Here is a 21,795-nt window from a genome sequence, read left to right as displayed (position 1 = left end):
TAATTTTATTAAATCATCAAAAACAAGTTGATCATACGAATGATAATAATTAGCATTCTCTTGTCAGTTTAATTAATAACATAACGAGAAAGAAAATGAATCGTAACAACGATCGGCTTAACCTCGAGAGCTCAACCAATAAAATCGACACCAACCAAGCGTCCATCGCTTGTTTTCTCAACTCATTAGCCAGAGAAAGTCAGTCAGTACAATTACTGCGCAGTGACGATGGTCAGCATACGTATCAATTGTCGCTGTCAAACTCACAAACACTTCATATCCCTCTGCGCTATTTTTCAGCCTTGGGCAGCCATGAATATCAGCTCCCAGCCCTGCTACTCAGCGGCGATGAAGTGACGGCGCTGACGATAGAACAACTTGTCGACACTATCGTTAACGAACCAGCACTGGTTGGCATTATCAGCGAAGAGCAAAAAGCCATTTTTACCAATCGAGTTTTGGAGAGTCTGGACAACACCGCACAAGCGATTGCGCATTCACCTTATCAACAACAGCTATTTAGCCAACCGCTTGACTTCAAAACCGCAGAGCAAGGTTTGTTGATTGGTCACTCGTTCCACCCAGCACCAAAGAGCCGCGAACAGTTTAGCCTGAGTGACGCTAAGCGTTACTCACCCGAACTCGGCGGCCAATTCAAACTGTTCTGGCTTAGCGTCAATCAAGAGATCCTGACAACAGGTAGCTCGGCGGAAGTCAGTTTTACTCAACGCCTACATGACCTTGTCGCACACGATGCCGTTCTGGCTGATGCTCTAAAAAACGCACAGCAACAAGACAGGTTATTGCTTCCCGTTCACCCATGGCAGTGGCATGTCATGGCAGATAACGCCTCGATTAAAGGTTATATCGCCACTAAGCAAATTGAGAACCTCGGCCAACTGGGCGCCACTTGGTACCCTACCTCGTCAACTCGCTCGTTATATGCGCCGAGCTTACCTTACATGCTTAAGTTTTCGCTCAGCGTTAAACTGACCAACTCCATTCGTAATCTATCGTTTAAAGAAGTGCTGCGTGGCACAAGACTCAACGATTTATTCCAACACCCTGAACTGGCGCAACAACTGGGTAATGGTCAAGATTTTCAACTAATGCAAGAGCCGGCGTTTATCGGTCTCAAAGATTGCCACGGCGAGATTATCGACGAGAGTCTTGTGGCATTTAGAGACAATCCTCTGATGGACAAACCAGCTCAAGAAGCCGTGGTTCTAGCAACGCTCACCCAGCAAAATCCGTATGGCGGCGCAAGTTTAGTGGCCGAACGCATTAAACACTATGCCGAGCAACAGGGGCTGCCTACCCACCACGCCGCCACACGCTGGTTTGATGCATACTGCCGTCATGCTGTTGCGCCTCTGTTTGACTTACAAGCCAACTGGGGCATCGTCTTTCTTGCCCACCAGCAAAATATCGTGATGCAGTTAGAGCATGGCTTCCCGGTCGGAATGTACTACCGCGATTGTCAGGGCACCGGCTATACCGACCTCGCCTTTAAGCGCTTTGGCGATAAACTCGGTGATGAAAAAGAGGCGCTTGAGAACTACTGGAACCAAGACAAAGTACGCCGCTACTTTGCCTACTACCTGATCATTAACTCAACTTTTAATGTTATCTCCGCCATCTGCGCTCACTTGGATGTTGAGGAAAGTGAATTAATTGAAATTCTCTACGATCACCTTGATGCACTACTGAAAAGCGGAGTAAAAGATGATCTCTGCCTGCGCTATGTGCTCTCGAGTGACGCGCTGTGCTGCAAAGGTAATTTCTTTTGCTACCTACAAAACTTTAACGAGAATTCTATCCCAGATCCTGCCGTTATCTATTTTGATTTGGCCAACCCTTTGGCTCGCGTTAAGGAGGTGACTCATGCTTGAGTTCAATACCTTTAGCTACCACGAACAACCTCAAGCTACGATTGAGCTGACACTACACGCTAGTGACTTAGTCTGCTCTGAAATCGGCGCACAATTGGTGCGAGATATAGATCAACTTCTGAGCCAATTTAAGCAAATTGAAGCGCTCAAAGTGATCAGCCACGATCGCGAAATTCTGCAGTGGGTAAGCACGCTACTCCCTTTGGTCGAACAACAGGTATCACGCCAAGCTTTTTACCAATTGCCGCTCGTTTGGCATCAACACCCAACGTCAAGCGGCTTCCCACAGCAGCTCGTTCAATCCAACAACCAATACCGCCATCACCCTTTACGTCCGCCTATGCCACAAGGCCAGGTGTATCAAAGGGATGATTTTGATGCCGAACTTAACGTCAGCTTTCGCGTGATTGAATTAGAGCAAGATCTGGCCCGTTTTACCCGCTGGATGAACGACCCGAGAGTCGCCCACTTTTGGGAGCAGGCTTGGAGTGAAGAAAAACTGGCCGAGTTTATTGAACAGCGCCTTGCAGACCCGCACATTATTCCATTAATTGGTGAGTTTGACGGCCAACCCTTTGGTTACGTTGAAGCCTATTGGGTTGCCGAAGACCGACTTAGCCCATATTACGATGTGCAAGACTTCGATCGTGGTATCCACCTACTGGTCGGCGAGCAAGCATTCAGAGGGCCTAAGTTCTTTAACGCTTGGATGCGTGCGATTAGCCACTACCTGTTTATCGATGATGTGCGCACTAACCGCATTGTGCTCGAGCCGCGGGCGGATAATGACCGTCTATTTAATCGCATCTTGCCACTGGGTTATCAAAAATGTTTTGAGTTTAATTTCCCTCATAAACGCTCGGCGCTATTGATGCTAAATCGCGCAACATTCTTTACGGAGCAGTGGTAATGGAATCGTTCGCCTTACACAACTATTGGACGTTAGCCAACCAAAAAATGGTCGGCAAAATCCTCAGTGAATTCGCTTACGAACAAGCGTTTCGCTTTGATGTCATCGGCTCAGGCTATCAACTCAAACTCGATAATGGCACTCAGTATTGTTTTACCGGCAGTGAGAACATCTGGGGGCAAGTGATGATTGAGCCTACCTCAATCACACGCAACTCAGACAGTGAGCCTAACCAACCAGTTTCAGCGGCATTATTGATGCGCGATCTTCAATCACAGCTGTCGATGTCTGATGAAGCCTTGGCTGAACACCTTGAAGATCTTAACGCCACGTTGCTTGGCGACTGTCAATTAATCCATCGTAAACAAGCGATGACTGCGCGAGATCTGGCATTTTTACCCTGCGAGCAGCAACAAAGCTACTTTGACGGTCACCCTAAGTTTGCCTTCAATAAAGGGCGTCGAGGATGGGGTAGCGATGACTTGGCAAAGTATGCCCCAGAAGCACAACATGCCTTTCAATTAGGCTGGGTTGCGGTGCACTTGTCTATTTTGCAACGTGCAACTAATGACCACGTTGGCTGGCAAGATCTGCTGAACTCTTGCATTGCTGATGATGAACGAAAGCAGATGGACAGCCAATTAGCCGCACTGAATGTCGATATCAGCGAGTATGGCTATATCCCCGTTCATCCTTGGCAGTGGAACCAAAAGCTGTCAATCCTGTTTGTGCGTGAACTGGCCGTTAAACAGCTGGTTTACTTAGGTGAATTTGGCGATCGCTTCTTGCCTCAGCTGTCATTACGCACCTTAAGCAACGTTACGCGCCCTGAAAGCTACGACATCAAATTGCCGCTAACCATCATGAATACCTCGTGCTATCGCGGTATTCCAGGTCGTTATATTCTCGCCGGTCCAACCGCCTCTGACTGGATTGATGACGTATTCAAGTCAGATCCACTCTTGGCACAAAAACAAGCGCAAGTCTTGCAAGAGCCTGCCGCCGCCTTTGCTGCGCAAGCTGACTATGCCCTGTTACAAAACGCACCTTATCGTTACCACGAGTTGCTCGGTGTCATTTGGCGTGAATCTGCCGCCTCAAAATTACAATCGGGTGAATGCGCGATCTTAATGGCAGCCTTGATGGAGAGTGACAACCAAGGCCACTCGCTGATTGAGCAGTACATTGACGCTTCCGGTTTAAGTATCGAAGCATGGCTGAGCAAACTGTTTGATGCCGTGGTGATCCCTTATTACCACCTGCTGTGTAAATACGGTGTCTCACTGATCGCCCATGGCCAAAACGTGACCTTAATACTAGAAAATAACGCCCCTAAACGCATTTTACTCAAAGATTTTCAAGGCGATATGCGCTTGGTCAGCAAAGATTACCCTGAACAAGCGTCTTTGGATGATAGTGTCAAAAAGGTCACAGTCCGTCTCGATGAATCATTAATTATTCATGATTTACAGACTGGCCACTTTGTCACCACATTACGCTTTATTTCACCATGGGTGGCCAAACTAGGCTTCTCTGAGCAGCAATTTTATCGCTTGCTTGGCGACCGGCTTAAAGCCTACATGGCCTCTCATCGTGAGTATCAACACCGGTTCGAGCAATTCGACCTATTCAAACCGAAAATTTTACGCATCGGCCTTAACTTAGCCAAGTTGCGCCATAGCACGGACGCCAGTGCATCGAGAATGTTACCCGATATGGATGACATGCTCGATAACCCGCTGTTCAAAGCAATGGACGACAACCATCAACGCTAATTAACAACATAACTATAAATTTAGTGCTTAGTTAAGCCGTCATTAAACCAAGAAAAGGATTGTTCTTATGGAACACACTAACAACGTCAAACTTGATCTCGCCGGTGTCGGCGTCGGCCCATTTAACCTCAGTATCGCGGCACTACTTGCAGATAAGCCACAGATTTCATCACGTTTTTTTGAAAGCCGTGACTACTTTGCTTGGCATCCAGGTTTGCTTCTGGATAACACCCATATGCAAACCATGTTCTTGAAAGATTTGGTCAGCGCTGTCGATCCGGAAAGTCGCTACTCGTTTCTTTCTTACTTGGTTAAAAACAAGAAATTTTATCGTTTCTTGTCTGCTGAGCTGCAATGTATCAGCCGCCACGAATTCTCGGATTACCTTGCTTGGACGGCTAACCAACTAGAAAACGTTCAGCTCTCAACCCGTGTTGAACAGATAGAGTACACTGGCGATGCATTTAAACTGCATACCAACCAAGGTAGCTACCTCGCCGACAACCTTTGTATTGGCACAGGCAAAGTACCCGCAATCCCTGAATGTGCCAAAGCGCATTTAGGCCAACGCGTTTTCCACGCTGCACAAATTGGCCTTGGTGAGCATGATTTTAGCGGTAAACGCATCATGATCGTTGGCGGTGGTCAAAGCGGCGCAGACATCTTCATCAACGCGCTGCAACACAAATGGGGCAAGCCAAAATCCCTCGATTGGCTCTCACGTCGTGCCAACTATCAGCCACTTGATGAAGCCGCGTTTACCAACGAGTTCTTCACCCCTGATTATGTCAATGCCTTCGTTAATTTAGATTCGCAAGTAAAGCGCAATGAGATTACTCAGCAAAAACTCACTTCTGACGGTATTACTCAAAAAGCACTACTCACGATTTATCAAGAGTTGTATCACCGCTTTGATGTCCTCAAAGAAGAGAAGTGGGTCAAATTATTACCACATCGCACCTTAACTCAGATGAATGCTGTCGGCGGCGCATTCAAACTTACCGCCAGCAACGCACTAGACCAATGTTTAGAGACGCATCAGGCCGACATCGTCATTCTTGCGACCGGGTTTGAAGCGCCCAGCCCTGCATGCTTAAGCGCCATTTTGCCTCTGCTCGATCTTGATCAACAACACCGATATCAAATGACACCTGACTTTGAGATCAAATGGGAAGGCCAACAGCGCAATAAAATCTTTGCGGTTAATGCTGGTATGCACAGCCACGGCATCGCTGAGCCTCAACTGAGCTTAATGGCTTGGCGCAGCGCACGCATCATCAATCGCTTAACTGGCCAAAACCTGTTCGATACGGATTCAGGTCAGGGCATGATTGATTGGCTCTCGCCTAGTACGCAGGCACAGCAACTGGTCGCTTAGCCAAATACCTTTTTGTCACTCACTGTGATTGAGTGGGTGACGTTTCCACCCGCCCAACGAGCGAGCTGGTTCGTAAACAGCCAGTCGTGGGCTCATTACTACTATAAACATAGAGAAGAAAATGAACGTTAAGAAAGGAAACTTGCTACTGTCTACGACGGCGATTGCTGTCGCCAGTGCAATACTCACCCCGCCCGTTGCCGCCCAAGAAGCGACCTCATTTGAAGAGATGGTGGTGGTCTCTAGCCGCACACCGAAAGCGATCAGCGACATTCCCGGCACCGTTTGGTACATCGACTCGGAGCAAATCGAGCAAGAGTATCGCGGTGGCAAAACATTAGGCGAAATCCTAGCGACCTCGATTCCCTCTTTAGACATCAGCAGTGGTGCACGCACCAACTACGGTCAAAACCTACGTGGACGCAAAATGTTGGTGATGATTGATGGAGTGTCTCTGCAATCATCGCGTCAGATCAGCCGTTACATGGACTCTATCGACCCATTTAATATTGAGCGAATCGAAGTATTGTCTGGTGCCACCTCTATCTATGGTGCTGGCGCTTCCGGTGGTGTCATCAACATCATTACTAAAAAAGCCACCGGCCAAGAGCTTGAATTTGAGTCTTATGTCGGCGGCTCTTCTGGTTTAAATTCAAGTGAAGATTTTGACTACAAGCTGGGACAATCGATCTCTGGCGGCAATGACAAAGTCACCGCACGCGCATCGGTAATCTACACAGAAACCCAAGGCTATTTTGATGCCAATGGTGATATCGTCACACCGGATATATCACAAGGTTCGCTGCAATTTAACCAAACCCTTGATTTCATGACTACCGCCAACGTGAACATTTCTGACACCAAACAGCTCAACTTGCTGGCTCAGTACTATGATAGTCAACAAGATTCGCCTTACGGCCTGTATATCGAAAACGGTGATTTTGTTGATGTAAGAAAAGGCTTTGACTCAGATCGCGAGCATGGCACAGAACGCATGATGTTGAGCGCCTCTTATGTGGATGAAGCCTTCGTAGGTCACCAACTTATCGCTGAAGCGTCATACCGCCAAGAAGACCAAACCTATACCCCTTACTATCAATCTTCTGGTCAGCAAAAAACCGATGTCCTGTCACTGAAAGTTGCGTTAGCCAAAAAGTTTGAGCAACTTAACTTGGTTTACGGTATTGATGCCTACCAAGACAAACTCGACAGTAACCAAGCTCTTTATGATCCGACCATCGCGAATAACTCGGGGAATTTAATCAATCGCACCTACGCACAAGTTGGCCGCTACCCAGGGGTCGACGTCGGTTCAATTGCAGGCTTTGTGCAGGCCGATTACGCCATTACTGAGGATTGGTCGATTGAAGGGGGATTCCGCTATCAACACATGATCAACAAGATCGATGATTTTGTCGGTTACCAGCAACAAAAGAAAATTGCCGCAGGTAATGGCACCACGGCCGATGCAGTACCGGGCGGTGAGACCGACTACAATGTAGGTCTATTCAATGTGGGTACTATCTATCACCTGGATAACAACTCGCAGATTTGGGCAAACTTTTCACAAGGTTTCGACCTCGCCGATCCCGCCAAATACTATGGCCAAGGTGACTACACCCAAGTGGGTGATCACTGGCAGCTGAACGATAGTATCAATGTCAACGAATCAAAGATGTCTGGTATTAAAACCAACAGCATAGAGCTAGGTTACCGATTAGATAAAGCGGGCTTTAACTTGCAAACTGCCGCTTACTATTCGCTCTCTGACAAATCAGTTAAGTACAACAAGAAGACGCTACTTATCGAAGAGCTAGAAGATAAGAAACGTGTTTATGGACTAGAAGCCATGGCATCTTACTGGGTGCATGACAATATTCAACTTGGCGCTTCAGGCCATTATGTCGTCTCAGAGATCAAGGGCGATAATGGTTGGCAAGATATGACGGCTGGCGAAGCGAGTACTTCAAAAGCAAATGCATGGGCAGGTTGGTATGACAACGAGCTGGCTGTCAAAGTACAAAGTCAAACCATGTTTGATTACCAAGATGATGCGCAAAGCAAGCTTGATGGTTACACCATCTTTGACCTAGTGGGTAGCTACCAACTTCCTGTCGGCAGTTTAGGCTTTGGTATTCAAAACCTCTTCGACAAGGATTACACCACCATTTGGGGACAAAGAGCTCAGATAGTTTACTCGGCTCACTATGATGCAGCGGCTTACGATTACAAAGGCCGTGGCCGCACCTATACATTGAACTACCAAGTTAAATTCTAACTTAAACAACAAAACCGCCCTCTTGCTTGGGCGGTTTATTTTTGACGATATTTAAAGCTGAGCTATGGATTTACAAGCTTTGTGCGTGGCTAGGCAGAAACACTTCGCCCAACATACAGCGCACACTGCCACCACCGATATTCTCGATAGTCTGCACGTTAAATGGCAGCAATTTACCGTGACTGGCTAACTGAGCCAACTGCGCAGGAGAAAACGCTTCAAATGCTGACTGAGACATGGCAATTACCTTCTCACCATTAGCGGCCTCCAGTTGCAAGATATTGCCACAGAACCGATTCATCTGCTCAAGTGAAATTGAGATGACCTGCTTATCTTTGGCTAATGATTTGAGTACAAAACGACGTTCAAACTCTGGGATCACTTCATCACAAATAACGCAGAAATTTTCACCAATCGCCATCATGACATTGGTATGGTAAATCGGCTTGCCTGAAGGCAGTGCGGTTTGAAAAGAAACCACCCGTTGATAGCCGATACGCTCGGCGTAATCTTCAAGCACTTCTCTATCACAACGCTGAGAAAGCGCCGCGTAAACCGTCTTGTTGAGGTGGTCTTTGACCATCACCCCCGTGCTTTCGAGATGCGCATCTTGCTCTAAGTAAGACAACAAATTATCTTGCGTTAAAACAGGGCGTCCAGCCAATTCTAGCGCCTCAACTAATGCACTGGTTTTGACTTCTTGTTGGCGGTTTTCACATGCCATCGGAAAAGTGTATAGACGACCATCTGCCGTAGTACTAAACCAGTTATTAGGGAAAACAGCGTCTGGCGTTTCAATCTCACCTTGAGGGTAATCAAACACCACCACTTGCACGCCCGCCTGGCGTAATTCACCCACCATCGTGTTGAATTCTTGCATCGCTAGTTGGCGGATGTGGCCAGTGGTGTCATTAATTTGGTGTTGAAATTCATTGTCTTTGGCCGTTTCAGCATTAAAGGCAAACTCTTTAGGAGGCACCATCACCACACAGTTAGCGTTTTGCACTGAAGACCGTTTAATTTCTAGTATGGTTTGCTGTTTCAACATTGTGACAAACTCAATTAATCTCACTCAATAAGGCCAATTGTAGACATAATGTTAAATAAACATTTACTGAAGTTGACGCCTAAAGCCACTCACTTTCAGCAAATATAACTGTTAAATAAAGTAAGTTAAGTTAATTTAACTGAGTGATAAATTTAACAATCAAATGAAATGGATATTATGCATAGAAGGGAATAATAAACCGGTTACATTTGCCAAGCCGAAGGGTTACCATATCAAAGCCCTTCCTATTAAGGACGAACGCATGCGCCTGTCTGGCGCTCTATTCTCATTGCGTGTTTAGGAAAAACATATGTTTAAGAAGTTTGAAGGTTTTACTCAGCCTTTCCCCGAGCAAGACCCTGGCCAACCGCCATCGGGTATTTTTGCATTTTGTCGTTACTATACCCGTGGTTTCGAAATCCCACTGTTAATCATGTCGATTATGGCGACTATTGTCGCCGTGGTCGAAGTCTCTTTATTTGGGGCGATGGGTAACTTAGTCGACTGGTTGTCTAACAGTAACCCAGAGACCTTTTGGCAAGAAAATCATCGTGACTTGATTTTCTATGGGGTGCTATTACTGGTCGTGATGCCAATTTTGGCCATCTGTTACTCATTGCTGGTTCATCAAACCTTGCTCGGTAACTACCCAATGTCGATTCGTTGGTTAGCACACCGCTACTTGCTCAAACAGAGCTTGAATTTCTACCAAGATGACTTTGCTGGCCGTGTTGCGACAAAAGTGATGCAAACCTCACTGGCCGTGCGTGAGACCGTGATGAAAACCATGGACGTATTTGTTTACGTTAGCGTCTATTTCACCTCTATGGTAGTCCTGTTAGCCCAGGCCGATTGGCGCTTGATGATCCCTATGATGGTATGGCTAATTTGTTACGTCTGTATTCAAGTTTACTTTGTGCCTAAGTTGAAAAGCGTTGCCTCAGAGCAAGCCGACGCGCGTTCAACCATGACCGGGCGTATTGTTGACAGCTACACCAATATCGCCACCGTTAAGCTGTTTTCTCACAGCAAGCGCGAAACCGAGTACGCCGAAGAAGGCATGAGTGGTTTTCTAGACACCGTTTATCGTCAAATGCGCTTAGTGACTGGGTTTGATGTTGCCGTTGAAATCACTAACTACATTTTAGTGTTCTCTATTGGTGCCCTCTCTATCTACTTGTGGATGGACAATTCCATCAGCATCGGTTCGATTGCGATTGCGATTGCCCTTGCACTACGTATCAACGGCATGTCGATGTGGATCATGTGGGAAGTCGGTGCGCTGTTTGAAAATATGGGTACCGTGGTTGATGGCATGAAAACACTGTCTAAACCGGTTGATATTGAAGATAAACCCAATGCGAAACCATTAGTTGTTAACCAAGGTAGCATCGAATTTGAAGATGTTAGCTTCCATTATGGCGATGCGAGTAAAGGGGTCATCAACAAGTTAAATCTTAATATCAAACCGGGAGAAAAGGTCGGCTTAGTCGGGCGCTCTGGCGCGGGTAAGTCTACCTTGGTCAATCTGTTGCTGCGTTTTCACGATGTTGAAAGCGGCAAAATCAAGATTGATGGTCAAGTTATCTCTGACGTCACTCAAGACTCACTGCGCAGTAACATCGGCATGGTGACTCAAGATACCTCACTGCTCCACCGCTCGATTCGTGACAACATTCTTTACGGCAACCCTGACGCCTCAGAGGAAGATCTGCTGCGCGCAACCAAACAAGCGCACGCGCATGAGTTTATTGAAACCTTAAGCGATCCGTTTGGTGGCATTGGCTACGATGCGCAGGTCGGTGAGCGCGGTGTAAAACTCTCAGGCGGGCAACGTCAGCGTATTGCGATCTCGCGAGTCCTGCTCAAAGATGCGCCGTTGTTGATTCTCGATGAAGCAACCTCAGCGCTCGATTCTGAAGTAGAAGCCGCGATTCAAGAAAGCCTCAATGAATTGATGCAAGGAAAAACCGTGATTGCGATTGCACACCGCCTATCGACTATCGCAGCGATGGATAGGCTCATCGTGCTCGATAAAGGAGACATCGTTGAGCAAGGCACTCACCAAGAGCTAGTGCAACAAGGTGGTATCTACGCCCAACTTTGGCAGCACCAAACGGGTGGTTTTATTGGTGATCAACAAGACGCCAAACAGAGCGCCTAAGCTTTAAAATTAGTCAAGGCCGGTCGACCTTCGACTGGCTTTTTTACCTCTGAAGGGTTTAGTTTGTGGCTGAAAGCTACGTCGCTACACGTCGCCAAGCTTGATAAAATGGGATTGATAATACTTCGGCGTCACGGCAATTTTCTTTTTAAACTGGCGTTGGAAGTGGGCTTGATCAGAAAAACCCAACGTGTGAGCGATATCGGCAATCTGATGTCCAGACTTTAGCATCACTTTAGCGCGCTTAATTTTTTCATCCATCAGGTAGGCGTGAGGAGGCAAACCATAATAGTGTTTAAACGCACGCAATAACTGGTATCGACTCATTTGCGCTTCTGCCGCTAACTGTTCGAGTTGATGAACACGCGTCACATCATCAAGTAACGTCTCATGAACACGTTTAAGCCGTGGGCTAGGTGCCTTTATGGTTTCATCACTTCGCTGGCCAAACGCCGCCTCAATAAAATCAAACAGCCGAGTTTGAACCTCTAGCGCACCGACTTCTGCTTGCAGATCATAAAAAAGCGCGCGGTATCGCTGACCAACGAGTGGACTGCGATCCAACGCAGCACGAAATGGCAGATAGTCTTGGCGATGCCCACCGTCACTGCATTCCATCACTTCTTGTTGCATTTGTCCCATCTGGCCACTATCAACAAATAACATGCTGTATGACCAAGTACCTCTCTCTGGATTGCATGAATGGACATCGGCCGGATTAATGGTGACGATATCGCCTTGACCTATATGATGATTGGTGTGACGGTTACGATATTCAGCGCGCCCACTATCAATGATGCCAAAAGAAAACTCGTCATGTGAGTGAGCTTGGTAACAGGCATTACTCTGATTGGCGACTCTGAGCTCTACCCAAGGTAACACCGTGCTTTGTTTAAAATGTGCGCTGGCGTCTTTTTTCATGCACAACTCCCTTTGTGCTACTGAATCCAGATAATGCTAACAGATGCAGCCAAGACAATCGCCATGGTACGATTAAAAAGTTGTAAACGGTTCGGCTGAGAAAGGAAGCTGGCAAACGCTCGGCCAGTTAATGCCCAAAGACCAACACCAATCAGACAGCAGACCAAGGACACCAAAGTAAAAATCCACAACCACCATTGCGGATCTGCTTGACCAAGCACATAGAGGCTAACACCAGACATCGCGACCAACCAAGCTTTCGGGTTGAGTAACTGAGTCAGCGATCCGACCCACCAGCCAGACGTCAACGCTGACGGTGATGACAGAGCGTTAACTGGTGCGGTAAAAATTTGATACGCCAAATAAAGTAAAAACAGACTGCCGAGCCAACGAAGGACCTGATGCAGCACAGGCACCAAATTAACCAAGTATTGCATCACACTGCCGGATAGAAACACCACCATCGCATAAGCCAATGACGCCCCCAGCACCAACTTGAACGCTTCTCCACTGCCTCTTTGCACCGCTGTGGTGGTCGCGATTAAATTAACCGGCCCTGGCGTTGCAGCGCCAACTAGCGCGAAGGCTAACATGCCCCAAATTATACTGCTCATCTGTGTCTCCTGGTTTGTTATTCAACCTTAATCAAACCTCTCCTTTAGGTATTGAACGATATTGCACAAATAAAAAAGCCGCACCCTAGGGTGCGGCAAAACAAAAACAACTGGCAGTGGATAATAGTTAGCTTTTGTGTACGAGAGGTTGAAAAGCCAACCTCAAATAAAACGGGTTAATAGGTTTCAAACACACCCATGTTGTAATCTCGAATCGTCTCTTCTATCTCTTTCATACTGTTCATCACGAATGGTCCGTAATGCACGACGGGTTCATCAATCGGTTGACCTGAAAAAATAAGTGCGCCGCTTTGTGCCAAATTACTTAGGGTCACGGCGTTGCCTTTGCTAAGCAGCGCTAGTTCGCCTTGCCTTACCCATTGTTCGCCGATCTTTACATCACCATGATAGCTAAAAACCATCATGTTAAAGTCATTCGGAACGGTCAGTGTTAACTGATTGCCTTGCTCAGCGCGCCAATCTGAGACACTCAACTCAACACCTGTCTCGGTTAAGGGGCCACTAACCGGCTCACCATTAGCAATAACGCTACCAGCTAATACGCGCAACACACCCAATTGATCATTTTGCTCGACAGTAATCGTTTCTGGCTGAAAATCGTGATATTGAGCTGGCTTCATTTTGTCGCGCGCTGGCTGATTGATCCAAATCTGAAAGCCATGCAAATCACCGTCTTGCATAATTGGCATTTCACTATGGATCACGCCGCGTCCTGCCGCCATCCACTGAGCACCACCGGCTCTGAGTTCGCCAACATTGCCCATATGATCACGATGTTCAAAATGCCCTTTCAGCATATAAGTCAGCGTTTCGATACCACGATGAGGGTGCGGAGGAAAGCCGCCAACATAATCCGCTCGCTGATCAGACTTGAGCTCATCCACCATCAAAAAGGGAGAGAACTGGTGATTATTAAAACCGGCTACCCGTTTAATCTTTACGCCATCACCATCGGATGTCGCATGGGCTTGGATGATTTGATTGACACTTCGTAACACGCTCATAGCCTGTCCTCCTATACTCGATAGGATTGATTCTATGTCAACAGGCTAAAAAGAAGAGCGGGCAGATTAGAGCCTCTCGTTCAAATTCTTCGAATGAGTTGTGGTTGAACCAAACCGCAGATGTTCATCTCATTCATATTCATCAACGGTTCACCACTCAAAGACGATCAAGATCACCGTTTGTTATGTCTCCGCCCCTTCTATCACGTAGAACGCGACTCAGCGATTGGTCTCGATTCGGCAACAAGCTAAGATAGTGCCACTTATACCATATCAACAGACAATCACTATGCACGCTCAACCATTTACCGACGCGGGTGTCACTTATACACCGCACTACTTTGATGTTCCTCTCGATTATGCCGACTCAAGTAAAGGGACCCTTTCCATTTTTGCTCGTGCACTGAGTTTAACCAGCGATGGGGAAAGCACTAAACCTTGGTTGGTCTATTTTCAAGGCGGACCAGGTTTCCCTTCGCCACGACAAAACGGCCATAACGGCTGGATCAAACGCGCTCTGCAGCAGTATCGCGTACTATTGCTTGATCAACGTGGCACAGGCAACAGTTCAGTGATCAACCACCAAACCTTGGCACACTTATCAGCGCAGCAGCAAGCGGACTACTTAACTCACTTTCGCGCCGATAGTATCGTGCGTGACGCCGAGTTTATTCGCCAGCAATTTGCTATTGAGCAATGGGCTATTCTCGGTCAAAGCTTTGGCGGGTTTTGCTCACTGACTTATTTATCCCTGTTTCCCGAAAGCCTGTCACGCAGCTACATCACAGGTGGCGTACCTTCTATTTCTCGCCGCCCAGACGATGTGTATCAAGCCACGTTTAAACGCACCATCGACAAGAACAAAGCTTTCTTTCAGCAGTTTCCTAAAGCGCAACAACTGTGTCAGCAAATTGCCGATCACCTTATCGACCATCAAGAGTTTCTACCAAATGGTCAGCGTTTTACGGTTGAGCAATTCCAACAAATCGGCATTAACTTTGGTGTCGCTGACTCCTTCTTGCCAACCTACTACGCCCTTGAGAACGCGTTAATAGAAGTGGCAGGTCAACCTCAACTGCGTTACGAATTTCTTAATCACATGCTGATGGAGCAAGGATTTCAGACCAACCCTATTTATGCCATTTTGCACGAATCGATATACTGCCAGAGATTTGCCTCCAACTGGAGTGCTCAGCGTGTACGTCAAAGCCACAACGAGTTTAACTATCAAAAAGGCCAACCTTTCTACTTTACGGGTGAGATGGTATTCCCTTGGATGTTCGACCAATACAAAAACTTGCAGCCACTCCAGTCAGCGGCACAAATCTTGGCCGAAAAATCCGACTGGCCAGCACTTTACGATCAACACGTTCTCGCCAATAACAAAGTTCCGGTAAGCTGCGCTGTGTACGCCGATGACATGTTTGTTGAGATGGATATTAGCCGCGAAACTCTGGCTATCATGCCAAACGCCAAAGCGTGGATCACGAACGAATATGAGCACAATGGTTTACGCGCGGATGGCGAGAAAATCCTCGACACTTTAATCGCAATGGGTGAACAAACGGCGGCGACTCTGATTTAACCATTCTGGCCCTCAAGAGGGCCTCTATTTAGGGGATAATGAAATCAATGACAATCCAGTTTTGCGACAAATGTGCACGCCCAACGGCGCATAAAGAGTTAATAAAGCAGAAACCTTCTCCCTACGGTAAAAGTAGAAAAGAGCAGTTTAAAGCTTTCTTATCGGGATTTTTTGGTGGTATTGCAGTCGGGCCAGCATTAGCGTCACTTGAGCTCATCGATCGCTATGTCGTTTGCCAAGAATGTGGGCACAAAAAACTCGAAAACCATGGTGAAGAGTTTAAATAACCTGATCGTGTACGACGCGGAGAGTGCGCTCAAATGAGACATGAGGATTTTCGTTGATGAACACGCTACAATAACGCTCTTTGACCGATAAAAAGAAGTAGATGCTTAAAATATCCAACAACGTCACCCTTCAAGCGTGGGAGATCCAATTAACGGCCATTCGCGCCCAAGGTGCCGGTGGCCAAAATGTTAATAAGGTCTCATCGGCTATACACCTGCAATTTGATATTACCCACTCCTCGCTCCCTGACATGTATAAAGAGCGCCTGCTTGCACTCAATGACTCACGGATTTCGAAACAAGGCATCATCACAATTAAAGCGCAGCAGTACCGTACTCAAGAACAAAATAAAGACGATGCGCTCAATCGTTTAGCCGACTTGATTCGCTCCGCGATGGTGGTGCAAAAGAAGCGCCGAGAGACCAAACCGACCCGTGCATCAAAAGAACGCAGATTGAAAAGCAAAGGGATGAAGTCACAAACTAAAACATTACGTGGCCGTATAAAGCATTAAATTAAGGTGTGATTGTGCTGATCTCACGATTTATGCTTGAATAACATTGCCCCCTTAACAATAGGTCGTGTTATGTCTGGTTTATGGAAGAACCCGTTACTTGCCCTGCTATTTGTCACCTCAATAGCACTGGCTAAAGCCCCCACTTATTGGCAGTTTGACAGTGACAATCAGGGGGTCACCATTTATACCCGTGAACACCGAGACGGCTTAGTCGAAGTCCGCGTACAAATGTTTACACCGACCACCTACAGCGCTTTTCTGCGTTTACTCGAAGACACCGCCAATGTCCCCCAGTGGATCGACAACGTCAGCCACAGTCGAGTAGTAAAGCAGATCTCAAGCAATGAAAACATTGTCTACACCCAGTTTGACGCCCCTTGGCCTGCCAAAGACCGTGATATGGTCACCTACTCACAATACGAACTGGATGCTCTCGGTTTTCGCTTAACCATTGAAGATGCGCCTGCGCAAACCCTGCCAGAACAACAAGGTTACATTCGTATACGCCAAGTTAAGGCAACTTGGACACTGCAAAAACTCAGCAATGGCGACACCATGATTGAATATCAGGCCTTTGCCAACCCTGGTGGCTCGCTCCCAGACTGGTTAGTCAACAAGCTCGCAAAAGAAAGTGCACGCGCCACTTTTCAAGGTCTACGAGAGCAACTTCCTCGTTATCAAGCCATGACACATCCAAATATTATTGAATAATCGCACGCCTAAAAAAGCCCAGCGATTGCTGGGCTGTCATGTCATCTCGTTTACGTTAGCTTAGCTTGTAAAACAGCGTTGCTAACGGTGGAATCCGCAACATCAAGGACTGAGCCAAGCCTTCACTCTCTACCGCTTCAGTACTGACCGAAGAGGCGACCTCATAACCACTGCCAGAGTACTTAGTATCATCGCTGTTGAGCAATAACTGATAAGTACCTTGCAGCGGTACGCCTAAGCGAAATGCCTCGTGAGGGACAGGAGTAAAGTTGCTGATCACCAAAATACGTTCACCACGATCACTCAATCGTTCATGCGCCAATATCGATGCATCGGCCGCATCTTGCAAACGCCATTCAAAACCACGCGGCTCACTATCCAATTCATGCAGCGCTTTTTCACTACAGTAGAGTTTGTTGAGATCGCGAGTTAATGCCTGAACACCTTGGTGACGCTCAAAATCGAGCAAGAACCATTGCAGCTGATCATCATGATTCCATTCGCCAGTTTGGCCGAATTCTGTACCCATAAAGTTGAGTTTTTTGCCAGGTTGCGCATACATATAACCTAAATAAGCGCGCAAGTTAGCCGTTTGCTGCCACTCATCCCCTGGCATTTTATTGTGGATTGAGCCTTTGCCATACACCACTTCATCGTGAGATAACGACAACACATAGTTCTCGCTATGTGCGTAAACTAACGGGAAAGTAATGGTATCGTGATGGTATTTACGATGAACAGGATCTTCTTTGATGTAAGCGAGCGAGTCGTGCATCCAGCCCATATTCCATTTGAAGCCAAAACCTAAGCCTCCCATAAAAGTAGGTGCAGAAACGCCTGGGAATGCCGTCGATTCTTCGGCAATCGTCATCGCATTCGGGAAGTATTTGTACACTTCCTCATTCATCCACTTCAGGGTCGCAATGGCATCATGATTCTCGTTGCCGCCATCAACATTCGGGATCCACTGATCATGGCTGCGTGAGTAATCGAGATAGAGCATTGAGGCCACCGCATCAACGCGTATCCCATCGATATGGAATTGCTCAAACCAATACAGCGCATTCGAAACAAGGAAGCGACGTACATGTTCACGACCTAGGTCATAAATGTATGAGCTCCAATCTTGGTGCCAACCGCGACGTGGATCTGGGTCATGGAACAGTGGTGTGCCATCAAAGTTGGCCAAGCCGTGGTCATCAGATGGAAAATGCGCTGGAACCCAATCTAGCACAACGCCAAGACCTGCTTGGTGACATTGGTCGACGAAGTATTTGAAGTCATCCGGTGAGCCATAACGGCTCGTTGGCGCAAACAGCCCAACCGGTTGATAACCCCATGAACCATAGAATGGGTGTTCCGACACTGGCATGAGTTCAACGTGGGTATACCCCATATCGATAAGGTAAGGAATCAATTGATCGGCAAGCTGTCGATAATTGAGAAAATCACCATTATCATCGCGACGCCAAGAGCCCGGATGGAGTTCGTAAAACGACAGCGCCTGCTTACGTTTTTCAGTGATCGGACGTTGTTGCCACTGTGTATCTTGCCACTGATAGCGGCTGTGATCGTAGGTGATCGAAGCAAACGATGGATATTGCTCTGCAAATGCACCCCATGGATCGGCTTTATGTGGCAAGCCTTCCCCATTGGGTCCTTTGAGTTCAAATTTGTATTGCGTCCCTTCGAGTAAGTTAGGGATAAAGACGCCCCAAATACCATAGTCTAAACGCTGCATTGGTGTGCGACGACCATCCCACTGATTAAATTCGCCGACCAAACTACACGCACAAGCATGAGGCGCGTAAACGAGAAAGCGGATCCCTGAGACCTGCTTACCATCGCGCTCTATGGTGACAAACTGAGCACCCATATGTTTGTACATCTCTTTCGGAGTATGTAGTTCATCGTATTCTGCGTAGATATTGTGGTATTGGTATGGATCATCAATCAGTTGTTCTGTGCCATTCCAATCTACCGCGAGCAGGTAATGAGTCAAGTGCAAGTCTCGCGGCTGCTTGAGAATAAATCCCGATGCCTCTTCACGATCTAACTCTATACGCTCTTCATCAATCACCAACTCAACTTTATCTGCACCTGGCATCCATACTCGAAGTGCGCCTTGCTTGGGGTCGATAAAAGGACCAATAAATGAAAAAGGATCAGAACATGTTGCATGTGAAAGTTGGTTATAAATTTTTGTTGTCTTATCTAACGTTGTTATTTTCAAGTCTTATCTCTCCCTAACCGAACTCTCTTATCGAACTCTCTAATCAAATAGTTTCGATGTAACAAAAGCCAAAAAGCCCGCTAAATAGCGGGCTTGATTAGCATTTTTTAAGTTTACCGAATTCCTGCTTTACATAGAGTGACCTATCCTCAAGTTTTCTATGTAGGCGGTGCAATTGGGCCACTATTTCGCGACTTTATTTCGAACTTCCGTCAGTTTATGCGCGATGCGATTCACCCCTTCATGAGCAAATATTTCATCAAGGTTCATGGATAATTTACGGCGCCAGTTAGGGTACTCATCAACCGTACCTGGTATGTTGACGGGCTTATCCATTTCTAGCCAATCTTCAAGCTGAACACTGAGCAAAGCTGATGACCCCGCCGCCACATGCAGTTGAAGCGCTTCGGCTAAATACGCATCCATAGGAACGAATTGGGCATCACGGCCAACGCCTTCTGGTAAATAACCATGCCACGCCACTGAATCTAGGATACCCTGCTTCGAAGCCAGACGATCAGCAAATAGACTCTCTAGCTGCTCTGGGTCTGGATATAAACCTAATTCTTCGCCCATCTTCAGGTCATCGCAGTGCCAAAAACCGCGTAAGGTTGGCATATCGTGCGTACACAACGCCGACATAGATTGCTCTGCGTAATGGGCAGGAGAGATATAACCGCCGTCACCTTCTGATGTTTCAAAAAAGAAAACCTTATAGGAGTGAACGCCTGCATCACGCAGAATATCAACAATCTCATCCGGTACTGTGCCTAAATCTTCACCAATTACACTGCACTGGTGGCGATGTGATTCGAGCGCCAAAATCGCCAACATATCTTCTACAGGGTAATAGATGTAAGCGCCTTGGGTTGCGTTCTCACCCTTCGGAATCCACCATAAACGCAATAAACCAAGTACATGGTCAATACGCAATGCCCCACAGTGCTTCATATTGGCTCGTAGCAACTTGATGTACGCATCGTAACTGGTTGCTTGTAACACTTGCGGGTTAAGTGGCGGAAGGCCCCAGTTTTGCCCCAGCGGGCCAAGGACATCAGGTGGCGCGCCAATGCTGCAATCCATCACCAGATTACCTTCATCAGCCCAAGTTTCGCTCCCCGAGTCGGCCACACCAACGGCTAGGTCACGATACAGACCGACTGACATGCCTTTCTCTTCAGCCAGTGCTTGAGCTTCTTTAATCTGAATATCGGCAATCCACTGCAAATACATGTAAAGATGTACTTGATCTTGGTGTTGAGTAATAAACGCTTGCACCGCGCTACTCTCAAATTGGCGATATTCTTCAGGGAAGACAGGCCAGCCCCACACGTTGGAATCGTCAGCATGTAGCTTAGTATGCAGTGCATCAAAAGCCGCTTGATGAACTAAACTCTCACCGCCTTGTTCGACGAACGCCAAGAACAGTTCAGCACGTTCAGTATTGTTATCAAGATGACGTTTTTTAAACTCACTAAACAGCAGCGGTAGCACACTTAATTTAAGCTCAGCCACTTCGGTGTAATTAACCCAGTGTGAATCGCGCGCTTTTTGCAAACGCTGTTGGAACTCAGCACTGCCGACTTTTTGCTGCGCTTCGATGCTCAACGCAAATTCAGGCACCGAACTCACATCAATATAAAGAATGTTTAACCAACGGCGCGAAGATGGGCTGTACGGGCTTGCGCCCTCAGGATTAGCTGGGAACAATGAGTGAATCGGGTTAAGGCCAACAAAGTCGCCCCCGCGCGATGCAATATCGGCCACCAGCTGTTTGAGATCACCAAAGTCACCGATACCCCAGTTATGTTGAGTGCGCAACGTGTAGAGCTGAACACTGGGCCCCCACATTTTTTTGCGGAGCTCCATCGCCTCTTGCTTGTAACATGCTTGAGGCGTCACGATGAGCGTCATCTCATACGGCGCTTTACGACGCTTACGCATCACGGTCAGTTTATGATAACCCCAAGCGATATCACTCGGTAATGCAAACACTAAAGGGCCACCCTCGCTACGCTCGTCACGCACGATTTGTGATTGAAGATAGCCTTCAAGTACCTCTCCCTGTTCGGTGTCTAGACGCCAGCTAAACTCACTCTCACGAGCGCTTGCACCTAGGTTAAGGGTGACTTCAACGGGCTCACCATCTCGAACCACAAGCACAGGATCCAACACCTCTTTCTTGTGTTTTTTCTCTGCCGATTTTAGAAGAGTTTCATCATTGGTTGTATCGTAGCCTAATGACGTAAGTAAGTGGCGAATAGTCTCGTCTGAAACTTTCGCTTCATCTCCCCACGCGCTCACGTAGCTGTCGGCAATTCTCGCCATTTCAGCGACTTGTTTTAATGCGTTCTGTTGTTTCATCGCTCTCTCCGAAGGACTGCTTGTACCTTCAAAATGTAGGGTTATTTAACTTGATAAAATGTTCACAGCCAAGGCACGATGCCTTGGCTGTT

Annotated in this window: 16 protein-coding genes; 10 read left to right on the top strand and 6 right to left on the bottom strand. The window is 47.1% G+C overall.

Features of this window, described 5'->3' with window-relative positions; genetic code table 11:
- The first annotated feature begins 95 nt into the window (after nt 1-95).
- The 5 genes from ViNHUV68_RS16090 to ViNHUV68_RS16070 all read left to right on the top strand — a co-directional run bounded on the left by ViNHUV68_RS16090 (nt 96) and on the right by ViNHUV68_RS16070 (nt 8,233).
- A complete protein-coding gene (locus tag ViNHUV68_RS16090; RefSeq protein ID WP_391091553.1) occupies nt 96-1,892 on the top strand; it encodes an IucA/IucC family protein in 1,797 nt (598 codons plus the stop codon).
- Nucleotides 1,885-2,802 carry a GNAT family N-acetyltransferase gene (locus ViNHUV68_RS16085; protein ID WP_391091551.1) on the top strand — a complete coding sequence of 306 codons (918 nt, stop codon included), beginning with the start codon at nt 1,885-1,887 and terminating at the stop codon, nt 2,800-2,802. The genes ViNHUV68_RS16090 and ViNHUV68_RS16085 overlap by 8 nt, the downstream gene beginning before the upstream one ends.
- Nucleotides 2,802-4,577, top strand: a complete 1,776-nt coding sequence (locus tag ViNHUV68_RS16080; protein ID WP_391091549.1) for an IucA/IucC family protein — start codon at nt 2,802-2,804, stop codon at nt 4,575-4,577. The genes ViNHUV68_RS16085 and ViNHUV68_RS16080 overlap by 1 nt, the downstream gene beginning before the upstream one ends.
- Before the next feature lie 67 nt (nt 4,578-4,644).
- Entirely contained in the window at nt 4,645-5,955 is a 1,311-nt protein-coding gene (locus ViNHUV68_RS16075; RefSeq protein ID WP_038173488.1) for a lysine N(6)-hydroxylase/L-ornithine N(5)-oxygenase family protein, read from the top strand.
- A 121-nt stretch (nt 5,956-6,076) separates the two neighbouring features.
- A complete protein-coding gene (locus tag ViNHUV68_RS16070) occupies nt 6,077-8,233 on the top strand; it encodes a TonB-dependent receptor (protein WP_038173486.1) in 2,157 nt (718 codons plus the stop codon).
- A gap of 70 nt (nt 8,234-8,303) precedes the next feature.
- Here ViNHUV68_RS16070 and ViNHUV68_RS16065 read toward each other — a convergent pair whose 3' ends face one another.
- Nucleotides 8,304-9,281 carry an arginine deiminase-related protein gene (locus ViNHUV68_RS16065; RefSeq protein ID WP_391091547.1) on the bottom strand — a complete coding sequence of 326 codons (978 nt, stop codon included), beginning with the start codon at nt 9,279-9,281 and terminating at the stop codon, nt 8,304-8,306.
- Nucleotides 9,282-9,591: 310 nt separating this feature from the next.
- On the opposite strand from ViNHUV68_RS16065, the gene ViNHUV68_RS16060 reads away from it, so the two are divergent.
- Entirely contained in the window at nt 9,592-11,445 is a 1,854-nt protein-coding gene (locus tag ViNHUV68_RS16060) for an ABC transporter ATP-binding protein (protein ID WP_038173483.1), read from the top strand.
- 84 nt (nt 11,446-11,529) lie between these two features.
- On the opposite strand, the gene ViNHUV68_RS16055 is transcribed toward ViNHUV68_RS16060, so the two are convergent.
- From ViNHUV68_RS16055 to ViNHUV68_RS16045, 3 genes are all read right to left on the bottom strand, one after another.
- A complete protein-coding gene (locus ViNHUV68_RS16055; RefSeq protein ID WP_391091545.1) occupies nt 11,530-12,366 on the bottom strand; it encodes a helix-turn-helix domain-containing protein in 837 nt (278 codons plus the stop codon).
- Nucleotides 12,367-12,383: 17 nt separating this feature from the next.
- Entirely contained in the window at nt 12,384-12,980 is a 597-nt protein-coding gene (locus tag ViNHUV68_RS16050; protein WP_391091543.1) for a LysE family transporter, read from the bottom strand.
- Nucleotides 12,981-13,156: 176 nt separating this feature from the next.
- Nucleotides 13,157-14,005, bottom strand: a complete 849-nt coding sequence (locus ViNHUV68_RS16045; RefSeq protein WP_391091541.1) for a pirin family protein — start codon at nt 14,003-14,005, stop codon at nt 13,157-13,159.
- A 289-nt stretch (nt 14,006-14,294) separates the two neighbouring features.
- On the opposite strand from ViNHUV68_RS16045, the gene ViNHUV68_RS16040 reads away from it, so the two are divergent.
- The 4 genes from ViNHUV68_RS16040 to ViNHUV68_RS16025 all read left to right on the top strand — a co-directional run bounded on the left by ViNHUV68_RS16040 (nt 14,295) and on the right by ViNHUV68_RS16025 (nt 17,106).
- Nucleotides 14,295-15,590 carry an alpha/beta fold hydrolase gene (locus ViNHUV68_RS16040; RefSeq protein WP_391091539.1) on the top strand — a complete coding sequence of 432 codons (1,296 nt, stop codon included), beginning with the start codon at nt 14,295-14,297 and terminating at the stop codon, nt 15,588-15,590.
- 47 nt (nt 15,591-15,637) lie between these two features.
- A complete protein-coding gene (locus ViNHUV68_RS16035; protein WP_038173475.1) occupies nt 15,638-15,877 on the top strand; it encodes a hypothetical protein in 240 nt (79 codons plus the stop codon).
- Between the two features lie 101 nt (nt 15,878-15,978).
- Nucleotides 15,979-16,392 carry an alternative ribosome rescue aminoacyl-tRNA hydrolase ArfB gene (gene arfB / locus ViNHUV68_RS16030; protein ID WP_038173473.1) on the top strand — a complete coding sequence of 138 codons (414 nt, stop codon included), beginning with the start codon at nt 15,979-15,981 and terminating at the stop codon, nt 16,390-16,392.
- 72 nt (nt 16,393-16,464) lie between these two features.
- Entirely contained in the window at nt 16,465-17,106 is a 642-nt protein-coding gene (locus ViNHUV68_RS16025; RefSeq protein ID WP_391091537.1) for an START domain-containing protein, read from the top strand.
- 55 nt (nt 17,107-17,161) lie between these two features.
- Here ViNHUV68_RS16025 and glgB read toward each other — a convergent pair whose 3' ends face one another.
- Nucleotides 17,162-19,339, bottom strand: a complete 2,178-nt coding sequence (gene glgB / locus ViNHUV68_RS16020) for a 1,4-alpha-glucan branching protein GlgB (protein WP_391091535.1) — start codon at nt 19,337-19,339, stop codon at nt 17,162-17,164.
- A gap of 183 nt (nt 19,340-19,522) precedes the next feature.
- Nucleotides 19,523-21,703, bottom strand: coding sequence for a 4-alpha-glucanotransferase (malQ, locus tag ViNHUV68_RS16015; protein ID WP_038173468.1), 2,181 nt, complete (start codon nt 21,701-21,703; stop codon nt 19,523-19,525).
- Nucleotides 21,704-21,795: the final 92 nt, after the last annotated feature.

The organism is Vibrio sp. NH-UV-68, from assembly GCF_042940635.1.
Classification (GTDB): Bacteria; Pseudomonadota; Gammaproteobacteria; order Enterobacterales; family Vibrionaceae; genus Vibrio; species Vibrio pacinii.
This window is presented reverse-complemented; position numbering and strand designations above follow the sequence as displayed.

Excerpts from the sequence above, each read along its gene's own strand:
- ViNHUV68_RS16090 (WP_391091553.1), top strand. The coding sequence starts at position 96 with ATGAATCGTAACAACGATCGGCTTAACCTCGAGAGCTCAACCAATAAA.
- ViNHUV68_RS16085 (WP_391091551.1), top strand. The coding sequence starts at position 1,885 with ATGCTTGAGTTCAATACCTTTAGCTACCACGAACAACCTCAAGCTACG.
- ViNHUV68_RS16080 (WP_391091549.1), top strand. The coding sequence starts at position 2,802 with ATGGAATCGTTCGCCTTACACAACTATTGGACGTTAGCCAACCAAAAA.
- ViNHUV68_RS16075 (WP_038173488.1), top strand. The coding sequence starts at position 4,645 with ATGGAACACACTAACAACGTCAAACTTGATCTCGCCGGTGTCGGCGTC.
- ViNHUV68_RS16070 (WP_038173486.1), top strand. The coding sequence starts at position 6,077 with ATGAACGTTAAGAAAGGAAACTTGCTACTGTCTACGACGGCGATTGCT.
- ViNHUV68_RS16065 (WP_391091547.1), bottom strand. The coding sequence starts at position 9,281 with ATGTTGAAACAGCAAACCATACTAGAAATTAAACGGTCTTCAGTGCAA.
- ViNHUV68_RS16060 (WP_038173483.1), top strand. The coding sequence starts at position 9,592 with ATGTTTAAGAAGTTTGAAGGTTTTACTCAGCCTTTCCCCGAGCAAGAC.
- ViNHUV68_RS16055 (WP_391091545.1), bottom strand. The coding sequence starts at position 12,366 with ATGAAAAAAGACGCCAGCGCACATTTTAAACAAAGCACGGTGTTACCT.
- ViNHUV68_RS16050 (WP_391091543.1), bottom strand. The coding sequence starts at position 12,980 with ATGAGCAGTATAATTTGGGGCATGTTAGCCTTCGCGCTAGTTGGCGCT.
- ViNHUV68_RS16045 (WP_391091541.1), bottom strand. The coding sequence starts at position 14,005 with ATGAGCGTGTTACGAAGTGTCAATCAAATCATCCAAGCCCATGCGACA.
- ViNHUV68_RS16040 (WP_391091539.1), top strand. The coding sequence starts at position 14,295 with ATGCACGCTCAACCATTTACCGACGCGGGTGTCACTTATACACCGCAC.
- ViNHUV68_RS16035 (WP_038173475.1), top strand. The coding sequence starts at position 15,638 with ATGACAATCCAGTTTTGCGACAAATGTGCACGCCCAACGGCGCATAAA.
- arfB (WP_038173473.1), top strand. The coding sequence starts at position 15,979 with ATGCTTAAAATATCCAACAACGTCACCCTTCAAGCGTGGGAGATCCAA.
- ViNHUV68_RS16025 (WP_391091537.1), top strand. The coding sequence starts at position 16,465 with ATGTCTGGTTTATGGAAGAACCCGTTACTTGCCCTGCTATTTGTCACC.
- malQ (WP_038173468.1), bottom strand. The coding sequence starts at position 21,703 with ATGAAACAACAGAACGCATTAAAACAAGTCGCTGAAATGGCGAGAATT.